Origin of the sequence: Enterobacter cloacae complex sp. IR5401, assembly GCF_049238425.1 — a bacterium.
GTDB classification, from domain to species: domain Bacteria; phylum Pseudomonadota; class Gammaproteobacteria; order Enterobacterales; family Enterobacteriaceae; genus Enterobacter; species Enterobacter hormaechei_C.
On record NZ_JBMKHN010000001.1, the window covers coordinates 156,383 to 178,102 of the forward strand.

General features: G+C 52.9%; 17 protein-coding genes and 1 tRNA gene. 7 read left to right on the plus strand and 11 right to left on the minus strand.

Annotation, left to right across the window (positions count from 1 at the left end; genetic code table 11):
• The first annotated feature begins 182 nt into the window (after nucleotides 1–182).
• On the plus strand, nucleotides 183–2,372 hold the full coding sequence (locus tag ACOTX1_RS00735) for an EAL domain-containing protein (RefSeq protein ID WP_032634217.1): 2,190 nt from the start codon (nucleotides 183–185) through the stop codon (nucleotides 2,370–2,372).
• A gap of 45 nt (nucleotides 2,373–2,417) precedes the next feature.
• On the opposite strand, the gene nupC is transcribed toward ACOTX1_RS00735, so the two are convergent.
• Nucleotides 2,418–3,605, minus strand: a complete 1,188-nt coding sequence (gene nupC, locus ACOTX1_RS00740; protein ID WP_003861341.1) for a nucleoside permease NupC — start codon at nucleotides 3,603–3,605, stop codon at nucleotides 2,418–2,420.
• Between the two features lie 345 nt (nucleotides 3,606–3,950).
• Here nupC and ACOTX1_RS00745 point away from each other — a divergent pair, with 345 nt between their 5' ends.
• Nucleotides 3,951–5,189, plus strand: coding sequence for an Nramp family divalent metal transporter (locus ACOTX1_RS00745; protein ID WP_023314604.1), 1,239 nt, complete (start codon nucleotides 3,951–3,953; stop codon nucleotides 5,187–5,189).
• Nucleotides 5,190–5,222: 33 nt separating this feature from the next.
• On the opposite strand, the gene ypeC is transcribed toward ACOTX1_RS00745, so the two are convergent.
• Complete coding sequence (gene ypeC / locus ACOTX1_RS00750; protein WP_003861345.1) at nucleotides 5,223–5,570, minus strand: DUF2502 domain-containing protein YpeC; 348 nt, start codon at nucleotides 5,568–5,570, stop codon at nucleotides 5,223–5,225.
• 126 nt (nucleotides 5,571–5,696) lie between these two features.
• A complete protein-coding gene (locus ACOTX1_RS00755; protein WP_023314603.1) occupies nucleotides 5,697–6,695 on the minus strand; it encodes an aldo/keto reductase in 999 nt (332 codons plus the stop codon).
• 186 nt (nucleotides 6,696–6,881) lie between these two features.
• Between ACOTX1_RS00755 and ipdC the strand changes: the two genes are divergently transcribed.
• Entirely contained in the window at nucleotides 6,882–8,540 is a 1,659-nt protein-coding gene (gene ipdC / locus ACOTX1_RS00760; RefSeq protein ID WP_126497653.1) for an indolepyruvate decarboxylase, read from the plus strand.
• Here the strand turns inward: ipdC and ACOTX1_RS00765 are convergent, their stop codons facing one another.
• On the minus strand, nucleotides 8,541–9,776 hold the full coding sequence (locus ACOTX1_RS00765; RefSeq protein ID WP_023314601.1) for an ion channel protein: 1,236 nt from the start codon (nucleotides 9,774–9,776) through the stop codon (nucleotides 8,541–8,543).
• A 205-nt stretch (nucleotides 9,777–9,981) separates the two neighbouring features.
• On the opposite strand from ACOTX1_RS00765, the gene glk reads away from it, so the two are divergent.
• Nucleotides 9,982–10,947, plus strand: a complete 966-nt coding sequence (gene glk, locus ACOTX1_RS00770) for a glucokinase (RefSeq protein ID WP_003861352.1) — start codon at nucleotides 9,982–9,984, stop codon at nucleotides 10,945–10,947.
• A 35-nt stretch (nucleotides 10,948–10,982) separates the two neighbouring features.
• On the opposite strand, the gene ACOTX1_RS00775 is transcribed toward glk, so the two are convergent.
• Both ACOTX1_RS00775 and ACOTX1_RS00780 read right to left on the minus strand, forming a co-directional pair.
• Complete coding sequence (locus ACOTX1_RS00775) at nucleotides 10,983–11,714, minus strand: LytR/AlgR family response regulator transcription factor (RefSeq protein WP_003861354.1); 732 nt, start codon at nucleotides 11,712–11,714, stop codon at nucleotides 10,983–10,985.
• A gap of 13 nt (nucleotides 11,715–11,727) precedes the next feature.
• Entirely contained in the window at nucleotides 11,728–13,425 is a 1,698-nt protein-coding gene (locus ACOTX1_RS00780; protein WP_003861356.1) for a sensor histidine kinase, read from the minus strand.
• Between the two features lie 385 nt (nucleotides 13,426–13,810).
• Between ACOTX1_RS00780 and alaC the strand changes: the two genes are divergently transcribed.
• Complete coding sequence (gene alaC, locus ACOTX1_RS00785) at nucleotides 13,811–15,046, plus strand: alanine transaminase (RefSeq protein WP_023314600.1); 1,236 nt, start codon at nucleotides 13,811–13,813, stop codon at nucleotides 15,044–15,046.
• A gap of 58 nt (nucleotides 15,047–15,104) precedes the next feature.
• On the opposite strand, the gene ypdK is transcribed toward alaC, so the two are convergent.
• Together ypdK and lpxP are read right to left on the minus strand one after the other, a co-directional pair.
• Nucleotides 15,105–15,176 (minus strand): membrane protein YpdK, encoded by a 72-nt coding sequence (gene ypdK / locus ACOTX1_RS00790; RefSeq protein WP_099458937.1) that lies wholly within the window; start codon nucleotides 15,174–15,176, stop codon nucleotides 15,105–15,107.
• A gap of 359 nt (nucleotides 15,177–15,535) precedes the next feature.
• Complete coding sequence (lpxP, locus tag ACOTX1_RS00795) at nucleotides 15,536–16,456, minus strand: kdo(2)-lipid IV(A) palmitoleoyltransferase (protein ID WP_086527955.1); 921 nt, start codon at nucleotides 16,454–16,456, stop codon at nucleotides 15,536–15,538.
• 268 nt (nucleotides 16,457–16,724) lie between these two features.
• Between lpxP and ACOTX1_RS00800 the strand changes: the two genes are divergently transcribed.
• Nucleotides 16,725–18,104 (plus strand): diguanylate cyclase, encoded by a 1,380-nt coding sequence (locus ACOTX1_RS00800; protein ID WP_003861362.1) that lies wholly within the window; start codon nucleotides 16,725–16,727, stop codon nucleotides 18,102–18,104.
• Between the two features lie 13 nt (nucleotides 18,105–18,117).
• Here ACOTX1_RS00800 and ACOTX1_RS00805 read toward each other — a convergent pair.
• A tRNA-Arg gene (locus ACOTX1_RS00805) sits at nucleotides 18,118–18,189 on the minus strand.
• Nucleotides 18,190–18,264: 75 nt separating this feature from the next.
• Complete coding sequence (locus ACOTX1_RS00810) at nucleotides 18,265–19,194, minus strand: formate/nitrite transporter family protein (RefSeq protein WP_003861364.1); 930 nt, start codon at nucleotides 19,192–19,194, stop codon at nucleotides 18,265–18,267.
• Nucleotides 19,195–19,508: 314 nt separating this feature from the next.
• Here ACOTX1_RS00810 and mlaA point away from each other — a divergent pair, with 314 nt between their 5' ends.
• Nucleotides 19,509–20,261, plus strand: a complete 753-nt coding sequence (mlaA, locus tag ACOTX1_RS00815) for a phospholipid-binding lipoprotein MlaA (RefSeq protein ID WP_003861365.1) — start codon at nucleotides 19,509–19,511, stop codon at nucleotides 20,259–20,261.
• 44 nt (nucleotides 20,262–20,305) lie between these two features.
• On the opposite strand, the gene fadL is transcribed toward mlaA, so the two are convergent.
• The gene (gene fadL, locus ACOTX1_RS00820) at nucleotides 20,306–21,589 is read right to left on the minus strand and encodes a long-chain fatty acid transporter FadL (RefSeq protein WP_003861367.1); all 1,284 of its coding nucleotides are present in this window, start codon (nucleotides 21,587–21,589) and stop codon (nucleotides 20,306–20,308) included.
• Nucleotides 21,590–21,720 lie beyond the last annotated feature (131 nt).

A 21,720-nucleotide genomic window follows, 5' to 3' on the forward strand; every position in this document is an offset into this window, starting at 1 on the left:
TTTTTTTATATCTTGTAAAATGTTTAGACTCTTTTTGTTGCCAGCAATGTCGTTTTCTATACATCACCTCAATCCAAATCAATAAACAAGTCTATAAATAGACCTGAACTTGATTCGTGCAATTAATAAACCTATTATCCATCCGGTCAATAAGACGATGGTTAAATAGATCACACGGATTAATGAATAGAAAAATTTACAATAATGTAAAAATATTTATGATTGTCCTGGCGTTAAGCCTGATTACGATCCCCTTTTCCCGTTATATCTCCCCGCGCGCTATCGTCAACGAAAATGATGTTTATTTAGCGTGGTTGCCCTTAAGCGCCATGCTCGCCATCGTATTGTTATTTGGACGTCGGGCAATCATTCCTTTACTGATTGGATTTAGCGTTACTAACATTTATTACTTTGATTTAGCATTACTACAATCTTCCGTGTTATTAATTTGTCAGACGTTTGCCGTCTTCGCTGCCTGTGGCGTCATCCGTCTGATGCTGGGCAAACGCTGGCGACACAGCATCCCGAATAAGTACATCGGTATACGTATTTTCTGGCTCGGATTTGTGGTTCCTGTAGGCATCAAATTATCGATGTATCTGGCGGGATATTTATTTGATTTTCCGGTGACAATCTCCTCCTATTTCGGCGAAGGCTCTGCAATTTATAACGTTATCGATATTCAAAGCCTGATTTGTGCCGCCCTGATTTTCACCATGATGTTCTACTACCCGTTAAGAATGATAATTAATCCCCGGTATGCCCGAACATTCTGGCGGCGAAGCGTGAAGCCCCTCTTTTGTCACAAAAAAGTGTTAATTATCGTTGTGTGGCTGATGCTGTTGGTCTCGATGATCGCTATTTTGTGCGCGCCTTTCGAGTCACAGTTTATTGCTGGTTATTTGATGCCAATCGTTTTTATTCTTTTTACCCTGGGGATTGGTCGTCTGAGCTATGCGCTCATCTCTTTACTCTGGGCGGCCTCGGCGCTCATGCTGTTGACCTACAATTATAATTTTCTTAATGGCGTTGAATCGGGCCACTCGCTCTCCTTTATCTTGTCGGTACTGATCTCTTTCGCCATCTGCCTGCTTTACATGTCGCGGATCTATCAGAAAAGTGAATGGCTGAAACAGGGGTGGCAGGAGAGGGCGCTTACCGATCCGCTCACCGGTCTGCCTAACATTCGTGCGCTGGAAGTGTTTTTACAGCACCATCCCGAAGCCAAAATCTGCTGCCTGCGCCTGGATAATCTGGAATTTCTGAGCCGTCATTACGGCATCCTCATGCGTGTACACTGTAAAAAGATGATCACCGCGTCGCTGCAACCGTTATTGCAAAAAGACGAGAAGCTCTTTCAGTTGCCAGGCAGTGAGCTGGTGGTGGTCTTGTTGGGGCCGGGCACGGCTGAACGTCTGCAATATATGGTTGATCATCTGAACAGCCGTAAGATTGTCTGGAACAAGACTGAGCTCGACATTGAGTTTGGCGCCTCCTGGGGCGAAGTACCGGATGGGGAAAGCCTGCACCACACGCTGGGTCAGCTGAGCTGGCTGTCCGAGCAATCCTGTGGCGGGCATAACGTTCTGGCGTTAACCAACAGTCTGGATGATGTCTCTGGTCAGACGACGGACAGGGTGCTAATGCTGGCCCGCATAAAACGCGCCCTTGATATCGGCGGTCTTCACCTTTACGCCCAGCCAATTCACAACGCGCGCGGGGAAGGGTACTTTGAAATCCTCTCCAGGCTGGAAAGCGATGGCGAGATCATCACCCCTGACCGCTTTATTCCGCTGATTGCTCAGTTCAACCTGAGTCACCGGTTTGACCTGAACGTGTTGGAAAAATTGCTGATGTGGATGCGCAGCCATCCGTCCGGACGTGCAGGAACGCGCTTCTCCGTTAATCTGATGCCGCTGACGCTGATGCAAAATGAGATTGCGGCTGAGATCATCGCGCTTTTTGAACGCTACGCTATCGCGCCGCAAAATATCATCATTGAGATCACCGAGGAACAGGCTTTCTCAGACTCGGGAAGCAGCATCAAAAATATCCAGCAGCTGCGTGATTACGGCTTCCGCATTGCCATAGACGACTTTGGTACCGGCTATGCCAACTTTGAGCGCCTGAAGCGGCTGGAGGCCGATATCATTAAGATCGATGGTTGCTTCGTGAAAGATATCTGCACCGACAGCATGGATGCGATGATCGTGCAGTCCATTTGCAACATGGCAAAAACGAAATCGCTGTGTGTGGTGGCTGAATATGTGGAAACGGCTGAACAACGCGAGATGTTGTTGCGATTTGGCGTAGATTATTTGCAGGGCTATTTGATTGGTAAACCCCAGCCTCTGGCGGCGCTGGAAGCATAAAAAAACCGGGAGCGAGGACTCCCGGTTTTTATTACGCGGTATGAATTACAGAACCAGTGCTGCAATAGAGGCAGACAGGACGCTCACCAGCGTTGAACCGTAAACCAGCTTCAGGCCAAAGCGAGAAACCACGTTACCCTGCTCTTCGTTCAGGCCTTTAATCGCGCCAGCGATGATACCGATGGAAGAGAAGTTCGCGAAGGAGACCAGGAAGACGGACAGGATCCCTTCCGCACGTGGGGAGAGTGTGCTGGCAATCTTCTGGAGATCCATCATCGCCACGAATTCGTTGGATACCAGTTTCGTTGCCATGATGCTGCCCACCTGCAACGCTTCGTGAGCCGGTACACCCATCACCCAGGCAACCGGGTAGAAGATATAGCCCAGAATGCCCTGGAAGGAGATACCGAGTACGGCCGCAAACAGGGCGTTCAGCGCAGCGATCAGCGCGATAAAGCCAATCAGCATCGCGGCAACGATAATTGCAACCTTGAAACCCGCCAGAATGTATTCACCCAGCATTTCGAAGAAGCTCTGTCCCTCGTGCAGGTTAGACATCTGAATGTTCTCTTCGCTGGCATCCACGCGGTACGGGTTAATCAGCGAAAGAACGATAAAGGTGCTGAACATATTCAGAACCAGGGCCGCAACCACGTATTTAGGTTCCAGCATAGTCATATACGCGCCCACGATAGACATGGAAACGGTAGACATTGCTGTCGCCGCCATGGTGTACATGCGGTTACGGGACATCTTGCCGAGGATATCTTTATACGCAATGAAGTTCTCAGACTGACCGAGGATCAGTGAGCTGACTGCGTTAAAGGATTCCAGTTTACCCATGCCGTTAACTTTCGATAACAGGAAGCCGATCGCACGGATAACCACCGGCAGAACGCGGATGTGCTGAAGGATACCGATCAGGGCAGAGATGAAGACGATAGGGCAGAGTACCTTCAGGAAGAAGAAGGCCAGACCCTGATCGTTCATGCTGCCAAAGACGAAGTTTGTCCCTTCGTTGGCAAATCCGAGCAGTTTTTCGAACATTTCGGAGAAGCCTTTCACGAAGCCGAGGCCTACGTTGGAGTTCAGGAAGAACCACGCAAGTAAAACTTCAATGACCAGCAGCTGGACAACATAGCGAATACGAATTTTTTTGCGGTCTGTGCTGACCAGCAATGCAAGTGCAGTAACGACAACAAGTGCCAGGACAAAATGAAGGACGCGGTCCATATTTGCTCCAAATATGAGGCAGGTTTAATTTCCGTGCACATTCTATGTAACAAGCACAAAGAAAACGAGATCAAGCCCACACTATAGTTACATCCTGTGACGAGTCTCAAAAATAGTGATCAACAATACATTTTTGTTATGTTAGGTAAATGAGTGAAAAGTTAAGTTTGTGTGCTACGCTTCACAAATGTCTGCGCATTTTCACATTCTGTGACCTTGCTCCACCTGCCTGTCTATCGTTCCTGGCTATCAGAGAAATCATGTTAACCATTTCAAATGAACTTGATAATCATTCTCATTTTGATAGCATAAAACATAGCAAAGGCTATATTTCCAGAGGCAGAAATGACGAATATTCGCGTAGAGAGTAGCAGCGGCAGAGCGGCACGCAAGCTGCGGCTCGCATTAATGGGACCGGCATTCATTGCCGCGATTGGCTACATCGATCCGGGTAATTTTGCGACCAACATTCAGGCCGGGGCCAGTTTCGGCTATAAACTGCTGTGGGTTGTGGTCTGGGCCAATCTGATGGCGATGCTGATTCAGATGCTCTCCGCGAAGCTGGGTATTGCTACCGGAAAAAACCTGGCGGAGCAAATCCGCGATCATTATCCACGTCCGGCAGTTTGGTTTTACTGGGTTCAGGCGGAAATTATCGCCATGGCCACCGATCTCGCCGAGTTTATCGGGGCGGCGATCGGCTTTAAGCTTATTCTGGGCGTCTCTCTGCTTCAGGGGGCCGTGCTGACCGGGATCGCCACTTTCCTGATTCTGATGCTCCAGCGGCGGGGGCAAAAACCGCTGGAGAAAGTCATCGGCGGCCTGCTGCTGTTCGTCGCTGCCGCCTATATTGTTGAGCTGATTTTCTCCCAGCCGAATCTGGCGCAGCTGACGAAAGGGATGGTGATCCCGTCGTTACCTACTTCTGAAGCCGTTTTTCTGGCTGCCGGGGTGCTGGGGGCGACAATTATGCCGCACGTCATTTATCTACACTCTTCATTAACCCAGAATCTGCATGGCGGGACGAGTAAAGAGCGCTACTCCGCCTCGAAATGGGATGTGGCTATCGCGATGACCATTGCCGGATTTGTGAATCTGGCGATGATGGCCACCGCCGCCGCCGCGTTCCACTTTAACGGGCATACCGGGGTTGCCGATCTTGACCAGGCTTACCTGACGCTGGAGCCGTTGCTGAGTCATGCCGCTGCCACTATTTTTGGTTTAAGCCTGGTTGCTGCGGGCCTTTCATCTACGGTTGTGGGGACACTGGCCGGGCAGGTGGTGATGCAGGGGTTCGTACGTTTCCATATTCCGCTGTGGGTTCGCCGCTCGGTCACGATGCTGCCTTCCTTTGTTGTGATCCTGATGGGACTGGATCCGACCCGCATTCTGGTGATGAGTCAGGTGCTGCTGAGTTTCGGGATTGCGCTGGCGCTGGTGCCGCTGCTGATCTTCACCAGCAACAAATCACTGATGGGCGATCTGGTGAATTCGACGTGGGTGAAACGCGCCGGGTGGGCCATTGTGGTCGTGGTGGTGGCGTTAAACTTGTGGTTGCTGATAGGCACAGCCGCAGGCCTGTAAAAGAAAAAGGAGCCGGAAGGCTCCTTTTTGTTGTTAATGGTGATGGCCGTGACCGTGGCCTCTGCCTTTTCCGTGACCCCAGCCGCCACGGCGGTCGTCACGATCTTTCCAGCCTTCGCGGTAGCCGCGTTCGTAAGCCTTACGCTTATCCCAGCCACGGTGATAGCCGTTATCGTGTTTCCACCAGCGGTTTTGACGCCATTCATAATGGCGATGCCAGTAGTCACGGTCGCGCCAGTAGCCACCGTCCCAGTATCTGCCGTAGTCATCACGATCGCCAATTTGTAATTTAATCGATGGCAACAGGGTGATTTCGCCCGCATTGGCGACCAGCGGGGCCGAAGCCAGTAATACCGCTGCAAGAATCAGTGACCTGAACATACTCTTCTCCTTCACGATCGGGGCCGCTGTGCGACCTGTTAACGCAATTTTACGAGTTGGTAAACATTCGTTTCATCGCCTCAACTCCTAAATCATGAACGAGAGCACTTTTTGCTAAAAGTGTTTTTAATCTGAACTGGACAGGATCGTATCTATCGTCTTGAGCTCTTCTGCCGTGAACCGACAATTTTCAAGCACGCCTGCTGCATCATCAATTTGTCCGGTCTTGCTTGCGCCGATGAGCACGGATGTCACCGCATCGTGGCGCAGGATCCAGGCCAGTGCCATTTGCGACAGCTTTTGCCCCCGTTTTTCCGCCAGCGCATTCAGCTTACGTACCTTTTCCAGCTTTTTGTCGGTGATCTGTTCCGGATTAAGGAACTTACTGCCGCTTGCTGCGCGAGAATCCGCTGGGATGCCGTTCAGATAGCGATCGGTCAACTGTCCGCCCGCCAGGGGAGAGAAGGGGATACATCCCACCCCTTTTTGCTGCAACACGTCCAGCAACCCCTCTTCAGGCGCACGTTCAAACATGGAGTACTTCGGCTGGTGGATCAAACATGGCGTGCCCAGATCCTCCATTATTTCAATCGCCTGCCGTGCCATTTCTGCCGGGTAGTTGGACAGACCGATGTACAGCGCTTTGCCCTGACGCACCACATGGTCAAGCGCTTTCATGGTTTCACGTAGCGGCGTGTGTGGATCCGGGCGGTGGTGATAGAAGATATCGACATACTCCAGCCACATACGCTTGAGGCTCTGGTCCAGGCTTGCGATCAGATATTTACGCGAGCCCCAGTCACCATAAGGCCCGTCCCACATGGTGTAGCCCGCTTTAGTGGAGATGATCAGCTCATCGCGCCAGGGCAGGAAATCCTCCAGCAAAATGCGCCCAAAATTACGTTCGGCCGAACCAGGAGGCGGGCCGTAATTATTGGCAAGGTCAAAATGCGTAATACCCAAATTGAAAGCACGCTGTAAAAGTTGACGGCTGTTTTCGAGCAACGTCGCGTCGCCAAAATTATGCCACAGCCCCAGCGAGATGGCGGGAAGCTTAAGACCGCTTTGCCCACAGCGGCGATATTGCATTGTCTGATAACGATTTTTGTCAGGCTGATAACCCATTTGTGAGACCTCTGGCGCTGGAAAGAAACATCCGTGTATACGTTTACACTAATCTGAAGAAAATGAGCATAGCGCAGCTTTTTTCGTAAAGCATTCTTTCCAGCCCCTGATTGTCGTCAATTCTGGACACGCTTCACGCTTATTTAATACTCAGAGTGAGGTCAACGTCAGAAGGACACTTATAATATGCGTACCCCCTATTGCGTCGCCGATTACCTGCTGGACCGACTAACAGATTGTGGTGCCGATCATCTGTTTGGCGTGCCGGGCGACTATAACCTGCAATTTCTCGATCACGTGATAGACAGCCCGGACATCTGCTGGGTGGGCTGTGCCAACGAACTGAACGCGTCCTACGCCGCAGACGGCTATGCCCGCTGTAAGGGCTTTGCCGCACTCCTGACGACATTCGGCGTTGGGGAGTTAAGCGCCATGAACGGTGTGGCGGGCAGCTTTGCCGAACATGTTCCCGTCCTCCATATTGTAGGGGCCCCGGGTATGGCGGCGCAGCAGCGAGGAGAGTTACTGCACCATACGTTGGGCGACGGCGAGTTCCGCCACTTCTATCATATGAGCGAACCCATCACCGTTGCGCAGGCGGTGCTTACGGAACAAAACGCCTGCTATGAAATTGACAGAGTCCTGACCACCATGCTGCGGGAGCGCCGTCCGGGCTATCTGATGCTGCCCGCCGATGTGGCGAAAAAAGCCGCTACACCTCCTGTAAGCGCTCTCACTGTTAACCCCGCACCGGCCGATTCAGCCTGCTTGCAGGCGTTCCGTGAGGCTGCCGAAAAGCGCTTGTCTACGAGCAAACGCACCGCGCTGTTAGCTGACTTCCTGGTACTCCGCCACGGTCTGCGCGCGGCCCTTCAGACTTGGGTGAAAGAGGTGCCGATGGCACACGCCACCATGCTGATGGGCAAGGGCATTTTTGACGAACGACAGAGCGGTTTTTACGACACCTACAGCGGATCGGCGAGCGCCGCGCCGGTCAAAGAGGCCATCGAGGGTGCTGATACGGTGCTGTGCATTGGCACGCGCTTTACCGATACGCTCACTGCCGGATTTACCCACCAGCTTACGCCAGACCAGACGATAGAGGTTCAGCCTCACGCGTCCCGCGTCGGCGACGTCTGGTTTACGGGTATCCCGATGAGGGAGGCCATTGAAACGCTGACAGCGCTGTGTAAAACCTATGTTCGTGATACGCGAGCGCCATCGGATCACAGCGGCTTTTCGTTCCCGACTATTGAAGGGGCGCTGACTCAGGAGAGCTTCTGGCGCACCCTGCAAACGTTTATTCGCCCCGGAGACATTATTCTGGCTGACCAGGGGACGTCTGCTTTCGGCGCTATCGATCTGCGTTTACCGGCGGACGTGAACTTTATCGTCCAGCCGCTGTGGGGATCGATTGGCTACACGCTGGCGGCGGCGTTTGGCGCGCAAACGGCGTGTCCGAATCGACGCGTGATTGTCCTGACGGGCGACGGCGCCGCGCAGTTGACCATTCAGGAGCTGGGATCCATGCTGCGCGACAAGCAGCGCCCGATTATTCTGGTGCTTAACAACGAAGGATACACGGTGGAAAGGGCCATCCACGGGCCGGAGCAGCGCTATAACGATATTGCCCTCTGGAACTGGACGCAGATACCGCAGGCGCTGAGCCTGGCGCCTCAGGCAGAGTGCTGGCGCGTCAGCGAAGCGGAAGCGCTGGCGGAGGTGCTGGATAAAGTGGCACACCATGAGCGGCTTTCGCTGATCGAGGTCATGCTGCCGAAAGCCGATATTCCGCCGCTGCTGAGCGCGCTGACCAAAGCGCTGGAGGCGCGCAATAACTCCTGATTACCTGTCGTTTCGCCATGCCATCAGCATCGGTTTGCCCGCCAGCAGGAGCCAGGCGGGCAACATCACGATACAGAGCAGCGGCAGAAGCGTGGTATCCGGCACGACAACGGCCGCCATAAACAGGCTCAGCCACGCATCGCGCGTGACCACCAGTACCAGCCCCAGAATGGAGCAGGAGACGGTAATCGCCGCAGGGACAGCGTCAACGTGCTCATGCAGCATCAGCCCCAGCGCGACGCCAACAAATACCGCCGGGAAGATACGACCTCCCCGGAAACCACAGGCCGCCGCGACCACCAGCGCCGCCAGTTTCACCAGCGCGAACAGCAGATAATCTGAGACGCTGAAGACCTGGCTGAAGGCCAGCTGCTGCATCTCGTCCAGACCCTTAAACAGCGTAACCGTCCCGCCGATAGCGCCTAAAACGCCCAGAATAAAACCCCCCATGCCCAGAATCAGCACCGGATGCTTCAGCCTGTGCATCAGGCGATGCAGGCGAGGAAGACACCACACCGCGACCATCCCCAACGCAATGGCGATCGCGACGACGACGGCGCCGCTGAAAATATCGGTGAGTTGCATCTGGCCGTAGTGGGGAATGGAGAGTGAAAAATGGGGATGGAAAAACAGGCTGGTGGTGAGGGCTCCCGCAGCGGCGGCCATTAGCGGCGCGAAGAGTTTATCCCAAAGCGGCACCTCATGATCACTGCTGAGCGTTTGCGAAAAAATGAGCGCAGCCGCGACCGGAGTGCCAAACAGCGCCCCGATGGTGCCAGCGGAGGCCATGATCGTCCAGTCCAGCGCGCCAACGCGCGGGAAAAGACGCGCCCCCAGAAAGACCGCCAGCGCGATATTCACCGCCATAATGGGATGTTCAGGCCCGAGGCTTACGCCGCCCGCAAGACCGATTATCAGCGCGATGATAAGCCCCGGCAGAGCCGAGGGAGAGACAGGCGCGCCAATCAAGGGTTCCAGTGCCGGGTCCGGCCCGGCATGGCCCGGGCTATAGCGGATCACCAGCCCTACGGCAATCCCGGTCAGGGTCAGCATCACCATGATCCAGCCCGGCGAGTCACTGCTGATGCCGAGTTTTACCGGAAGCGCGGTCCATAAAATCGTTTGCAGCACCGCCGCCACTTTCATGACGACGATGAGCACCAGGCTCGACGCCACGCCAATAATCAGCGCCGGGACAGCCAATAACAGCATGGTTTTGGCTCGCGGATGGAGCATGATGATTTCCTTGTACAAAACGGCTTAACGTTACTTTGCACAATCAGCATTGTGGCAATAGTGCAAAAGGTGCTGAAACGGTAAAGTTATTATGTGACGAAGATCGATAATCCATGGGCAGTCACCTTCTGGTCGTTGTTGTTATCACGCCTTGAATTTACAGTGTCCCAAAGATTTATTCTGACTTTAGCGGAGCAGTAGAAGAATGACAAAGTATGCTTTGGTAGGTGATGTAGGCGGCACCAACGCGCGCCTTGCCCTGTGCGATGTGAACAGCGGTGAAATTTCTCAGGCGAAAACCTATTCAGGGCTGGATTACCCAAGCCTGGAAGCGGTGGTTCGCGTCTATCTGGAAGAGCATAAAGTGAGCGTTGAAGACGGTTGTATCGCCATCGCCTGTCCGATCACCGGCGACTGGGTGGCGATGACCAACCACACGTGGGCCTTCTCAATTGCCGAAATGCGGAAAAACCTCGGCTTCTCGCACCTTGAAATTATCAACGACTTCACTGCGGTTTCCATGGCTATCCCAATGCTTAAACCAGAGCATCTGATTCAGTTCGGCGGTACGGCCCCGGTTGAAGGCAAACCGATTGCCGTTTACGGCGCGGGAACCGGTCTGGGGGTGGCGCACCTGGTCCACGTCGACAAACGCTGGGTCAGCCTGCCGGGCGAGGGCGGTCACGTGGATTTTGCGCCGAACAGCGAAGAAGAGGGCATTATTCTTGAGGAGCTACGCGCCGAGATTGGTCACGTGTCGGCCGAGCGGGTGCTTTCTGGTCCGGGTCTGGTGAACCTGTATCGGGCGATTGTCAAATCAGACGGTCGTCTGCCGGAAAATCTGCAACCGAAAGATGTGACCGAACGCGCGCTGGCCGACAGCTGTATTGACTGCCGCCGTGCTTTGTCGCTGTTCTGCGTCATCATGGGGCGTTTTGGCGGCAACCTGGCGCTGAACCTTGGCACCTTTGGCGGGGTCTATATTGCGGGCGGGATCGTGCCGCGCTTCCTCGATTTCTTTACCGCCTCCGGCTTCCGTGGCGGCTTCGAAGACAAAGGCCGCTTCAGGAGCTATGTCCAGGACATTCCTGTTTACCTGATTGTCCACGACAACCCAGGCTTACTGGGATCCGGCGCGCATCTGCGTCAGGTTCTTGGTCAGATCCTCTGACGCTCATTTCCCTCTCCTGCGGGAGAGGGAACGTGCTACAGGTGCATGAGCTGGCGGAACTCTTTCACTCTGCTGCGGCTTACCGGCACCTGAAAATCCAGATCCTTCAGCCGCAATATATAGGTGTTGTTAAACCAGGGTTCGATTTCGCGGATCTTGTTCAGGTTGACGCAGAACGAGCGGTGGCAGCGGAAGAAGTGGGCGGCCGGGAGTTTATTGCAGAATTCGGTGATGTTCATCGCCATGACGTAGGATTCACGCCGCGTATAGACAAATGTCATTTTTTCATGCGCTTCGGCATAGTAAATATCGTCGACAGGCGTGACGATGATCCGTTCGTCCTTCACCAGATTAATCGTGTCGTTTTCCCGCGCTGCCGGGCTGGCACTGGCGGGTAAGGACTGCTGCTGCCACGCGGCTTCCAGCTTATGCAGCATGCTGATAATACGCGACTCCTGGTACGGCTTTAGAATATAGTCAAACGCCTCAAGCTCGAAGGCCTCCACGGCATGCTCTTTCCACGCGGTGACAAACACAATAAACGGCTTGTGGGCGAACTGATTGATATTTTGCGCCAGCAGGACGCCGTCCAGCGACGGAATATTAATATCGAGGAATATCGCGTCGACCCGGTTATGCTGTAAAAATTTCAGCACGTCCAGACCATCCTCAAAACAGCCAACAATCTCCATCTGGCTGTGGGTTTTGATAAGCCAGCTCAACTCCTGTTGAGCCAGAAATTCATCTTCTACGATGATGACTTTCATCTGTTACTCCGGCCTACGGCAACAAGGATATGGGGGCATTCACGGGCGTTCGCTCATTCGGAACATAAAAGGCAATTTCGGTGCCCGGCTCAAGGCGGTGAATATGCAGCCCGTCACCGTACAGCAGTTTGACCCGGTGATGCACATTCAGCAGTCCGATCTTGTTGCCCGGCATTTCGTTTGATTTGACGCGTTCGATAACTTTCGGATCGATGCCGTGCCCGGTATCGCGCACGGCGATACGCACGCGGTTACCGCTTTCCGTTACGCTAATTGTTACCACGCCTTTGCCTTTACACGGCTGAATACCGTGAACAATGGCGTTTTCCACCAGAGGCTGGATCAGCAGGCTTGGGATCACGCAGTTGACCTCTTCATCAATATCGTAAATGACCGTCAGCTTATCGCCAAAGCGAGCCTGCTCGATCGCGATGTAATCCTTGATTTGATACAGCTCTTTTTTGATGTCGATCTGCTCGTCGTCTTTTAGCTCAATGTTGTAGCGAAGATAGCGCGACAGATTAAATATCAGCTGCCGCGCGGTGTCCGGATTCAGACGGATGGAAGAGGAGATAGCGTTCAGCGCGTTAAACAGAAAATGGGGATTGATCTTGCTTTGCAGGGCGCGCAGCTCTGCCTTATTTGCCATCTCTCGCAGCTGCTCTGCACGCGAAACCTCTAGTTGAGTGGAGATGATCTGCGACAGGCCAATCGCCATCTCCTGGAGCGAGGAGGTGATTTGGTGCGCATGACAGTAGTAAATTTTCAGCGTCCCCGTGACCACGCCTTTTTCCCACAGCGGGATCACCAGCATTGAGTGGATCTCTGGCGTCCGGTGGGCTTCGTCATTGTTTTTAATGATGATTTTTCCGTAGTTAATCGCCTGTCTGGTGGTTGGGCTGATGGTGTCGTCGCTGTCGCGATAATTGTGCTCACCGACGCCAACGTAAGCCAGCACGTGATCAATATTGGTGATAGCGACCGCATCGGCATGAATATCACGGCGGATGATATCGCAAACCTGACGTAAAGATTCGGCGTTAACGTGCCGGAAAAGCGGCAGCGTCTTGTTGGCGATATCCAGCGCCAGCTTGGCCTGACGCGCGGCGCTGGCCTCTTTTTCACCTTCCACGCTTTGCACCAGCAGCACGATAAAACCGATACAGACGCTCCCGAGGATCATCGGAATACCGATCTTCGAGACGATATCCAGCCCCAGCGCAACGGTTGGCGCCCAGACGATGACCAGGATCATGGTCAGCGTTTCGCAGACCATCCCCGCGATAATCCCCGCACGCCAGTGCTGCTTTTTCGGGATTTTGCGGTTAATCCAGCCCGAGAGCAGCCCGGCAATAATGCTGGTGATAAAGCAGGGAACTGCCGTCACGCCGCCAATATCAATCAGGTATCGATGGGTGCCAGCGATAATGCCTGTGATAATCCCGACCCAGGGACCAAAGAGGATCCCGCCCGACATGACGGCGATGATGCGCACGTTCACCAGCGAGCCTTCTACCGGCACCCCGGACCAGGTGCTGAACAGGGCAAACATCGAAAAGATAAACGTGACGGCCAGCAGCTCTTTTGGCGAATGGGCAGATTTATGCAACAGTTCGCGGAACAAGCGGATGCGGATAAGGAAAAAGAGACAGATCAGCATTAATGCCGCGCGGTCGAACACCGCGAGGAGCATATTGAAGATTTCGTGCACGGTCAGGCCTGGGAAAACGGGAAAAATCTATGATAGAAAACATAGGGCCTGATGACCAGCTATCCATCAGATTTATCAAATGGGGAAAACCATAATTCTCAAAGGGGATTGCTGGCTTTTGACTAAAAGCCGGCGCTTTTCCGTTTGGGGAGAAACGTCAAGTAACGATACTGAAAATATTGTGTTAAATTGTAGAGCTTAAAACTGCCTGTTCGCGATAGGAGTTCCGCTTTTCACTGCAATCGCATTCCCGTTTTAGCGCAAAATATTGTTTTGCCGTTATCCTCTCGACAGCGTCTTTTTCTTCAGGTTATTTTCTAAGCATGCCACACGGGTGGCAGCGTCGCTCGGACGGTCCGGGCGCTAACGTGACTCTGAGGAATCTATGGCTGAATTCAGTCCTGAACGCCGTTTTACGCGTATCGATCGTCTCCCCCCTTATGTTTTCAATATCACTGCTGAACTGAAAATGGCTGCGCGTCGGCGCGGCGAAGACATTATCGATTTCAGTATGGGTAACCCTGACGGCCCAACGCCGCCGCACATTGTTGAGAAACTCTGCACGGTTGCCCAGCGTCCCGATACCCATGGGTATTCCACCTCACGCGGCATTCCACGCTTACGTCGGGCGATCTCCCGCTGGTATCAGGATCGTTATCAGGTCGATATCGATCCTGAAAATGAAGCGATTGTGACCATTGGCTCCAAAGAGGGGCTGGCCCACCTGATGCTGGCGACGCTGGATCACGGCGATACCGTACTGGTGCCGAATCCGAGCTACCCGATTCACATCTATGGGGCGGTGATTGCCGGGGCGCAGGTGCGTTCTGTCCCGCTGGTGGAAGGCGTCGACTTCTTTAACGAGCTGGAACGGGCGATTCGTGAAAGCTATCCGAAGCCGAAAATGATGATCCTCGGTTTCCCGTCAAACCCAACGGCACAATGCGTTGAACTCGAATTCTTCGAGAAAGTGGTCGCGCTGGCTAAGCGTTACGACGTGCTGGTGGTACACGATCTCGCCTACGCCGATATCGTTTATGATGGCTGGAAAGCGCCGTCAATTATGCAGGTACCGGGTGCCCGTGATGTGGCGGTTGAGTTTTTCACCCTGTCGAAAAGCTACAACATGGCGGGCTGGCGAATTGGTTTTATGGTGGGAAACAAAACGCTGGTGAGTGCCCTGGCGCGTATTAAAAGCTACCATGACTATGGCACCTTTACGCCGTTACAGGTCGCGGCCATCGCGGCGCTGGAAGGGGATCAGCAGTGCGTGCTCGATATTGCCGCTCAGTACAAACGCCGTCGTGATGTGCTGGTAAAAGGGCTTCATGAAGCAGGCTGGATGGTGGAAATGCCTAAAGCCTCCATGTACGTCTGGGCGAAAATCCCCGAGCCGTATGCGGCGATGGGTTCTCTGGAATTTGCCAAAAAACTGCTTCAGGATGCGAAGGTTTGCGTCTCTCCAGGCATTGGCTTTGGTGACTACGGTGACACGCATGTGCGTTTCGCGCTGATTGAAAACAGCGACCGTATTCGTCAGGCAGTGCGGGGCATTAAAAGCATGTTCCGTGCGGATGGCCTGCTTGCAGCGAAGAGCGTTGCGGAACAACCCGAGTCGTAACAGACCCCAAAAAAAACAGGCGCCAACGGCGCCTGTTTTTTTGACTGCATTTTCTTAACTAGATCATCAGAGCAAACGTTCCGGCCCAAACTAAAACAATAACCGAAATGCCCATAAAGAAATATTTCACGTTTCATCGCTCCGCGTATCTTCCGGTACGCATTAAAAAAACAGAGTCCAACTGAGTATAGAGAGTTGAAATCATGCGAAAGGGGAAATCGGAATTATCCCGTTACGTCGCTAACTTCAGCTCTGAATTCTGTGCTTTCCTGTCGCCAGACGGCGCTAATGTACGCCTAAATTTCAGGAGTGACAAGAGGCATTTTTTTAAATAATTTCCGACACTTACGAGTGTCGTGGAACGGCGACAGTTTGATTTCGGTACGCAATAAATGCCTGTTGAGCGACGGTCGATAAAAGCCGTTACGCACTGTGATTACAGGTGTTTGAAAAGGTTAGTTTCTTAGCGAAACTAACCTTCGAAAGGGGTCAGATATAAAGTGAGGCTTCGCCCAGGGGACGGGTTTTAAAGCGGCGGTGCATCCACAGATACTGCTCAGGCGCACGCATAATCTCAAACTCAATCACCTTATTGATAAAGGTCGCGGCTTCACTCTCATCTTCAGGATAGTTCGCCATCTCTGGGGAGATATGCAGACGATAGCCTGACTTATCCGCTTTTCTGACCATGGTCACCGTCAACATCGCGGCGCCTGAGAGACGTGAAATCACAAAGGTACCGTTCGTCGTAGCGACATCTTTAACCGCAAAGAAAGGGGCAAAGCTGCTGCCTTTAGGACCGTAGTCCTGATCCGGGGCAAACCAGACTGCTTCACCTTTTTTCAGGGCGCCAACCATACCGCGCAAATTGTTACGGCTGATCATCGCCTTATTTGAACGCATGCGGCCCCGCGTTTGTACCCATTCCATCAGCGCGCTGTTATGCGGGCGATAGGTTGCCATCATCGGCTGACAAAGGCCCATAACGCGGCCACCCAGCTCAAGCGACATAAAATGCACACCCACAACCATCACGCCGCGGTTTTGCATCTGGGCACGTTTCAGGTTATCCAGACCTTCCACGTCAAACCATTTACGGACACGCTCGTCTGGCCAGAACCAGGCCATACCGGTTTCAAGCAGCGCCATACCGATAGATTTAAAGTTTTCCGCAATCAGCGTTTCGCGCTGCTGCGCATTGTAATGCGGAAAGCAAAGTTCGAGATTTTTTCGGGCAATGGACTCACGACGCTTAAGGAAGTGACGCGATGCGCTGCCGAGCTTCGAACCCAGGAAACGGATCACGGGATAAGGAAGTTGAACCAGCAGCCAAAGTACGCCAAGGCCAAACCACGTAAACCAGTAGCGCGGGTGCAGAAACGCCCGCTGAAATTTGGATTGAGACAAAATAGTGGAACCTATGTAAAGCCTGTGAAGGTAGCGCAGACTTCGCGATACCACGTGCCATTAAGACCGTAGGACGAGGTCATGGTTGCAGGCTTTACCGTTCTTTACGACGTTGCCTGGCCATTGCTGACTTGGGTGGGCGGCATAATGTAGCACCGTTATACATTATGAGCTATCACTCGTTTTTGTTTAAAAAAGCGGCAATTGCGGAGTGGTTTGATTTTGCTATTGTTAAATCTGCGTTCCCGCATGCCTCCTGAAGGTGCAGACCATGGAAACCTACCTGCAAACGGTGAAAGAAGAGTGGGTGAAGCTAATTAATGAAACCGATCCCGATGTGCATCGGCTTGCGACTGAGCTTGCCAGGGACAACGCAACGCCCCTGGTCGCTGAATTCTATCGTGTTGTGCTGGCAGATCCGTCGGCAGCTGAATTCCTGACCACCGAACAGGTGGAGAGGCAGCTTCAGGAGGCGCTTCGTCGCTGGCTTATTGATGTGCTCTCATGCCGTGTGGAGCAGGTTGAAGAGCAGATGCGGGCGCAGCAGCGCGCTGCGGATGTTCATGCCCGTATTGGTATTTCGGTTGATTTAGTTGAAATGGGCTTCCGTGTTCTGAAAAAGCTGCTGTTACCTGTCATTACTACCAGCGCCCATTCGCCTGAGGTGAAGCTGCATATTTATCACTACGCGATTAACAGTATCGATCTGGCCATGGAAGTGATGTCGCGGGCCTATGTATTTAGCGAGAACAATGCGGCGAAAGAGGACGAAAATTACCGCATCTTTTCCTTAATGGAGAACGCAGAAGAGGAGAAGGAGAGACAGACCGCGGCGCTGCTGTCATGGGAAATGGTGCTTCTGTATAAGATCACGCTTAATTCCAGTATCGGCAACAGTCTGCCGCTGGGGCAGTCTGAATTTGGACTGTGGTTTAGCCATAAAGGTCGGCACTATTTCAGCGGGATCGCTGAGGCTGGTCATATCTCTCGTCTGATTCAGGAATTCGATGACCTTTTTAACGAGGTCCGTCTTTCAGGGCAGGGTCTGAGTGATAAAGCGCAGCGGGATAAATTCTTGCAGCGAATGCGTAATACGCTCTCGCAAATCATCACGCTTTTGCGCGAACTGTTTGACGAAGTGTCGCGACACGAGGTGGGGGTTGATGTCCTGACCCGCCTGTTGAATCGCCGTTTCCTGCCAACCATCTTCAAACGCGAAATCCTGCACGCCACCCGGGCGGGAACAAAGCTCTCGACGCTGCTGATTGACGTCGACAAATTTAAACAAATCAACGATACCTGGGGGCACAATACCGGGGACGAGATCCTGCGAAAAGTCTCCGGCGCGTTCTACGACAACGTGCGAACCTGTGATTACGTTTTTCGCTACGGCGGCGATGAATTTCTGATTGTGCTAACGGAAATCTCAGAGGTGGACGCGCTGCGAATCGCCGAGCGTATCCGCAGGCGGGTGGAAAAAATCAAGGTTAACTCCCCAACCGGCGATATTATCCCGCTCTCCCTCTCGATAGGCGTGGCGATGTTCAACGGGCATCCCGATTACGAGCGATTGATTCAGGCGGCGGATGAAGCCTTATACGGCGCGAAACGGCGTGGCCGAAACTGCGTGGAGCTTTGGAAGGGGGCGTAAGGAAAGACAGAAGTGTCCCCTGCAGGAATCGAACCTGCAACTAGCCCTTAGGAGGGGCTCGTTATATCCATTTAACTAAGGGGACGAAGCGGCAAGAGTATAGCGTTATTTACACTTTTCGTTAAGCGCATTGCCGCCTGACTGGTCAAAGAGTCACCGTTCACGCCGATTTTTCGGCAGTTTTATCCTTTTTTTCCTGAGCCTTAAGCTCGGCCTTACGCTTGTTGGACATGTCGTTACGGATTTGCGCATGGCTCAACAGCGCAAAGATAAAGGTCCCGCCACAAATGTTGCCTGCGAGGGTTGGCAGGGCGAACGGCCAGAAAAAGTCGCTCCAGTGGAGTGTGCCGTTAAATACCAGATAAAGGATTTCAACGGTTCCGACAACAATGTGCGTGGTATCGGCGAGTGCGATAAGCCAGGTCATCAGGATAATCACCACGATTTTCGCGCTGCCCGCTGAGGGGAACATCCACACCATAGTGGCGATGATCCAGCCGGAAATTATAGCATTAGAGAACATTTCAACCGGCGTGTTTTTCATCACATCCATGCCAATTTTCACAAATGCGTCGCGGGTCGGTTCATCAAATATTGGCATATACTCGAACGCCCAGGCGGCTATACCCGTACCGATGAGGTTCCCCAGCAGCACGACGCTCCACAGGCGCATCAGTAAACCGAAATTACCGAGGGTCGGATTTTGCATGACGGGCAGTACGGCAGTGACGGTATTCTCCGTAAAAAGCTGCTGTCTCGCCATAATGACGATAATAAAGCCGAACGTGTAGCCTAAATTTTCCAGCAAAAACCCGCCCGGTACGCCTTCCAGCTGAACGTGAAATATCCCTTTGGCGAGCAAAGAGGCGCCCATTGACAGACCGGCTGCAATGGCTGACCACAGCAGGGCCATCGCGTCGCGCTCCATCTCTTTTTCCCCGTCCTGGCGAATATGCTCATGAATAGCCATGGCGCGTGACGGCAGGCGATCTTCATCGACTTCTATCTCTTCTCCCCGGTCTTTCTCCTCACTTTCAATCTCAAGTTCTTCATTGTTCTCGCCAATTTTTTCTTCGTTAATGTCTTTCATAACAGCTCCTTCGGGGTAATTGCTCATTTAAGCGTAGCGGCTTTTAGCGCCTTGCCCGTGGGGATGCTCTTAAATTGCTGTAAATGGCAATAAAGGTGAGACATCTCTTTCAAAGCCAATATAAAATTGCCAGCGAAACGAATTCTGAAAGACAGGCTATGCTGAAATTAGCGTGATGACGCGAGCGGGTCGTCATTGTCCTCGTAGACATCGGTAAGCGTGCTGTTACAATCACTTGCACGTTTCAGGCGGAGCATCACCGGCTCCGTCACAGATGGCATTCAACGATAGCCATATTGAACAGGGAGAAATTTATGAAGCTTCGGCTGTCGGCGCTTGCGCTGGGCGTAACAATGCTTGTGGGCTGCGCCAGCTCTGGCGAGCAAACGGGACGCTCCGATCCTCTCGAAGGATTTAACCGTTCAATGTACAGCTTTAACTATAATGTGCTGGATCCGTATCTGGTTCGTCCGGTTGCCGTGGCATGGCGTGACTACGTTCCGCAGCCGGCGCGTAACGGGCTGAGCAACTTTACCAGTAACCTGGAAGAGCCAGCGGTTATGGTCAACTACTTCCTCCAGGGCGACCCGTATCAGGGGATGGTGCATTTCACCCGCTTCTTCCTGAACTCCCTGCTGGGTATGGGCGGCTTAATTGATGTCGCGGGCATGGCGAACCCGAAATTACAGCGTGAACAGCCGCACCGTTTCGGCAGCACGCTGGGGCATTATGGCGTAGGTTATGGGCCGTATGTGCACCTGCCATTCTACGGCAGCTTTACCGTGCGTGATGATGGCGGCGACATGGTGGATACGTTGTATCCGGTGCTGTCATGGCTCACCTGGCCGCTGTCGATTGGTAAATGGACCGTGGAAGGAATTGAAACACGTGCGCAACTGCTGGACTCTGACGGTCTGCTGCGTCAGTCTTCCGATCCGTACATCATGGTCCGCGAGGCCTACTTCCAGAACCATGACTTTATAGCCAACGGCGGTAAGCTGAAGCCGGAAGATAATCCGAACGCGAAAGCCATCGAGAACGAATTAAAAGATATCGATTCGGAATAAATAAAAAAGGTGAGCGATGCTCACCTTTTTTAATCGTGTTGGAATTAGAACGCGTAGTTGAAGTTGGTACCAAACAGCCAGGCTTTACCTTCAGAGGTAAACTCGTAAGGGCCTTCCTGGAAGGTCACTTTCTGTCCATGCATGTACGACACGCCCGCGTCGATAGAGGCATTCTCGTTGAACGCGTAGGTTGCCCCCGCACTCACCCAGAAACGGTCCTGATCCGGAATGGAGATAGAACGCTTATCTGCCGGTACCGGGCTGTCATCAAATGCCACGCCAGTACGGAACGTCCAGTTGTCATCCATATAATAGGTCGTACCAAGTGCGATACGGTAAGCATCGTGGAAGCTTTCGTCTTTATAGAACAGCGTCTGGCCGTTGCTGCCGGTGGCTTTCAGCTCCTGGAACTGGCTCCAGCTGGTATACGCGAGGCTATAGTGAATAGCCCACTGCGGCGCAACGCGGTTATAACCTGACACTTCCCACATTTCTGGCAGATGCAGTGACAGTGAACCCGGTACGGTTTGATTCGAGGTACCCCATGGAATGGTGGTGCCTGCGCCCGGTACCATACCGTTGACTGGGCTCAGGATGCCGCTTTTGTAATCGCCATCGAAGTCAATCTTCACTTCTGAGCGGTAGGTCAGACCCCAGCGGTTGTTTTTATCCAGTTCATACAGGATACCGGCGTTCCAGCCGTAGCCCCATTCATCGCCTTTCAGGCTGGCAATTTTATTGCTGTTTTTCGGCAGCGCAGCAGTTTGCTCCCCGGAGTAACGCTCGATTTTTGCATCGGCGTAAACAGCATCAAAGCCCAGACCAAAGCTCCAGTTATCGTTCAGACGATATGCGCCGCTCAGGTTGAGGTTCAAGGTCGTCAGGTCGGTTTTACCGCCGTATTCCCCGGCCGGATAGTTGTTATTGAACTCCGTTGCCAGGCCATAGTTAGAGGTGACAGAGGCACCCCAACCAAACTGTTCATTGATTGGCGCAACAAAGTGCAGGTTAGGCACCCACGCGGTCGGCGCAATGTTATCCGCCTTCAGATCTGCGCCGGTGAATTGAGATTTGCCAGAAATATTGACATCAGGATCGATGTAAACCGCACCGGCAGAGAAGGTAGGGCGATCAAACATCATGATCAGCGCCGGGTTACGGCTCGCGTTGCCTGCGTCATCGGCAATCGCACCTTCCCCGGAATACGCACGGCCAAGGCCAGAGGAAGAAAATTCGTTTAACTGGAAGCCCGCTGACCAGGCGGACGTTGAGACGATTGCCACTGCAACTGCTAAAGCAGTTTGTTTGAACAGGGTTTTCTGGCTCATGACCATAACCTCATTGAGTTATTTTTATTCAATAATTGTTACATACCGTAACAGGAGCGCGAAGTGTAGGGTCTGAGGTATGACTTACAAATCAGACCAGTGGCGAGAGTATAGGTCTGACCAGCTGGGAT

Excerpts from the sequence above, each read along its gene's own strand:
- ACOTX1_RS00735 (WP_032634217.1), top strand. The coding sequence starts at position 183 with ATGAATAGAAAAATTTACAATAATGTAAAAATATTTATGATTGTCCTG.
- nupC (WP_003861341.1), bottom strand. The coding sequence starts at position 3,605 with ATGGACCGCGTCCTTCATTTTGTCCTGGCACTTGTTGTCGTTACTGCA.
- ACOTX1_RS00745 (WP_023314604.1), top strand. The coding sequence starts at position 3,951 with ATGACGAATATTCGCGTAGAGAGTAGCAGCGGCAGAGCGGCACGCAAG.
- ypeC (WP_003861345.1), bottom strand. The coding sequence starts at position 5,570 with ATGTTCAGGTCACTGATTCTTGCAGCGGTATTACTGGCTTCGGCCCCG.
- ACOTX1_RS00755 (WP_023314603.1), bottom strand. The coding sequence starts at position 6,695 with ATGGGTTATCAGCCTGACAAAAATCGTTATCAGACAATGCAATATCGC.
- ipdC (WP_126497653.1), top strand. The coding sequence starts at position 6,882 with ATGCGTACCCCCTATTGCGTCGCCGATTACCTGCTGGACCGACTAACA.
- ACOTX1_RS00765 (WP_023314601.1), bottom strand. The coding sequence starts at position 9,776 with ATGCTCCATCCGCGAGCCAAAACCATGCTGTTATTGGCTGTCCCGGCG.
- glk (WP_003861352.1), top strand. The coding sequence starts at position 9,982 with ATGACAAAGTATGCTTTGGTAGGTGATGTAGGCGGCACCAACGCGCGC.
- ACOTX1_RS00775 (WP_003861354.1), bottom strand. The coding sequence starts at position 11,714 with ATGAAAGTCATCATCGTAGAAGATGAATTTCTGGCTCAACAGGAGTTG.
- alaC (WP_023314600.1), top strand. The coding sequence starts at position 13,811 with ATGGCTGAATTCAGTCCTGAACGCCGTTTTACGCGTATCGATCGTCTC.
- ACOTX1_RS00800 (WP_003861362.1), top strand. The coding sequence starts at position 16,725 with ATGGAAACCTACCTGCAAACGGTGAAAGAAGAGTGGGTGAAGCTAATT.
- ACOTX1_RS00810 (WP_003861364.1), bottom strand. The coding sequence starts at position 19,194 with ATGAAAGACATTAACGAAGAAAAAATTGGCGAGAACAATGAAGAACTT.
- mlaA (WP_003861365.1), top strand. The coding sequence starts at position 19,509 with ATGAAGCTTCGGCTGTCGGCGCTTGCGCTGGGCGTAACAATGCTTGTG.
- fadL (WP_003861367.1), bottom strand. The coding sequence starts at position 21,589 with ATGAGCCAGAAAACCCTGTTCAAACAAACTGCTTTAGCAGTTGCAGTG.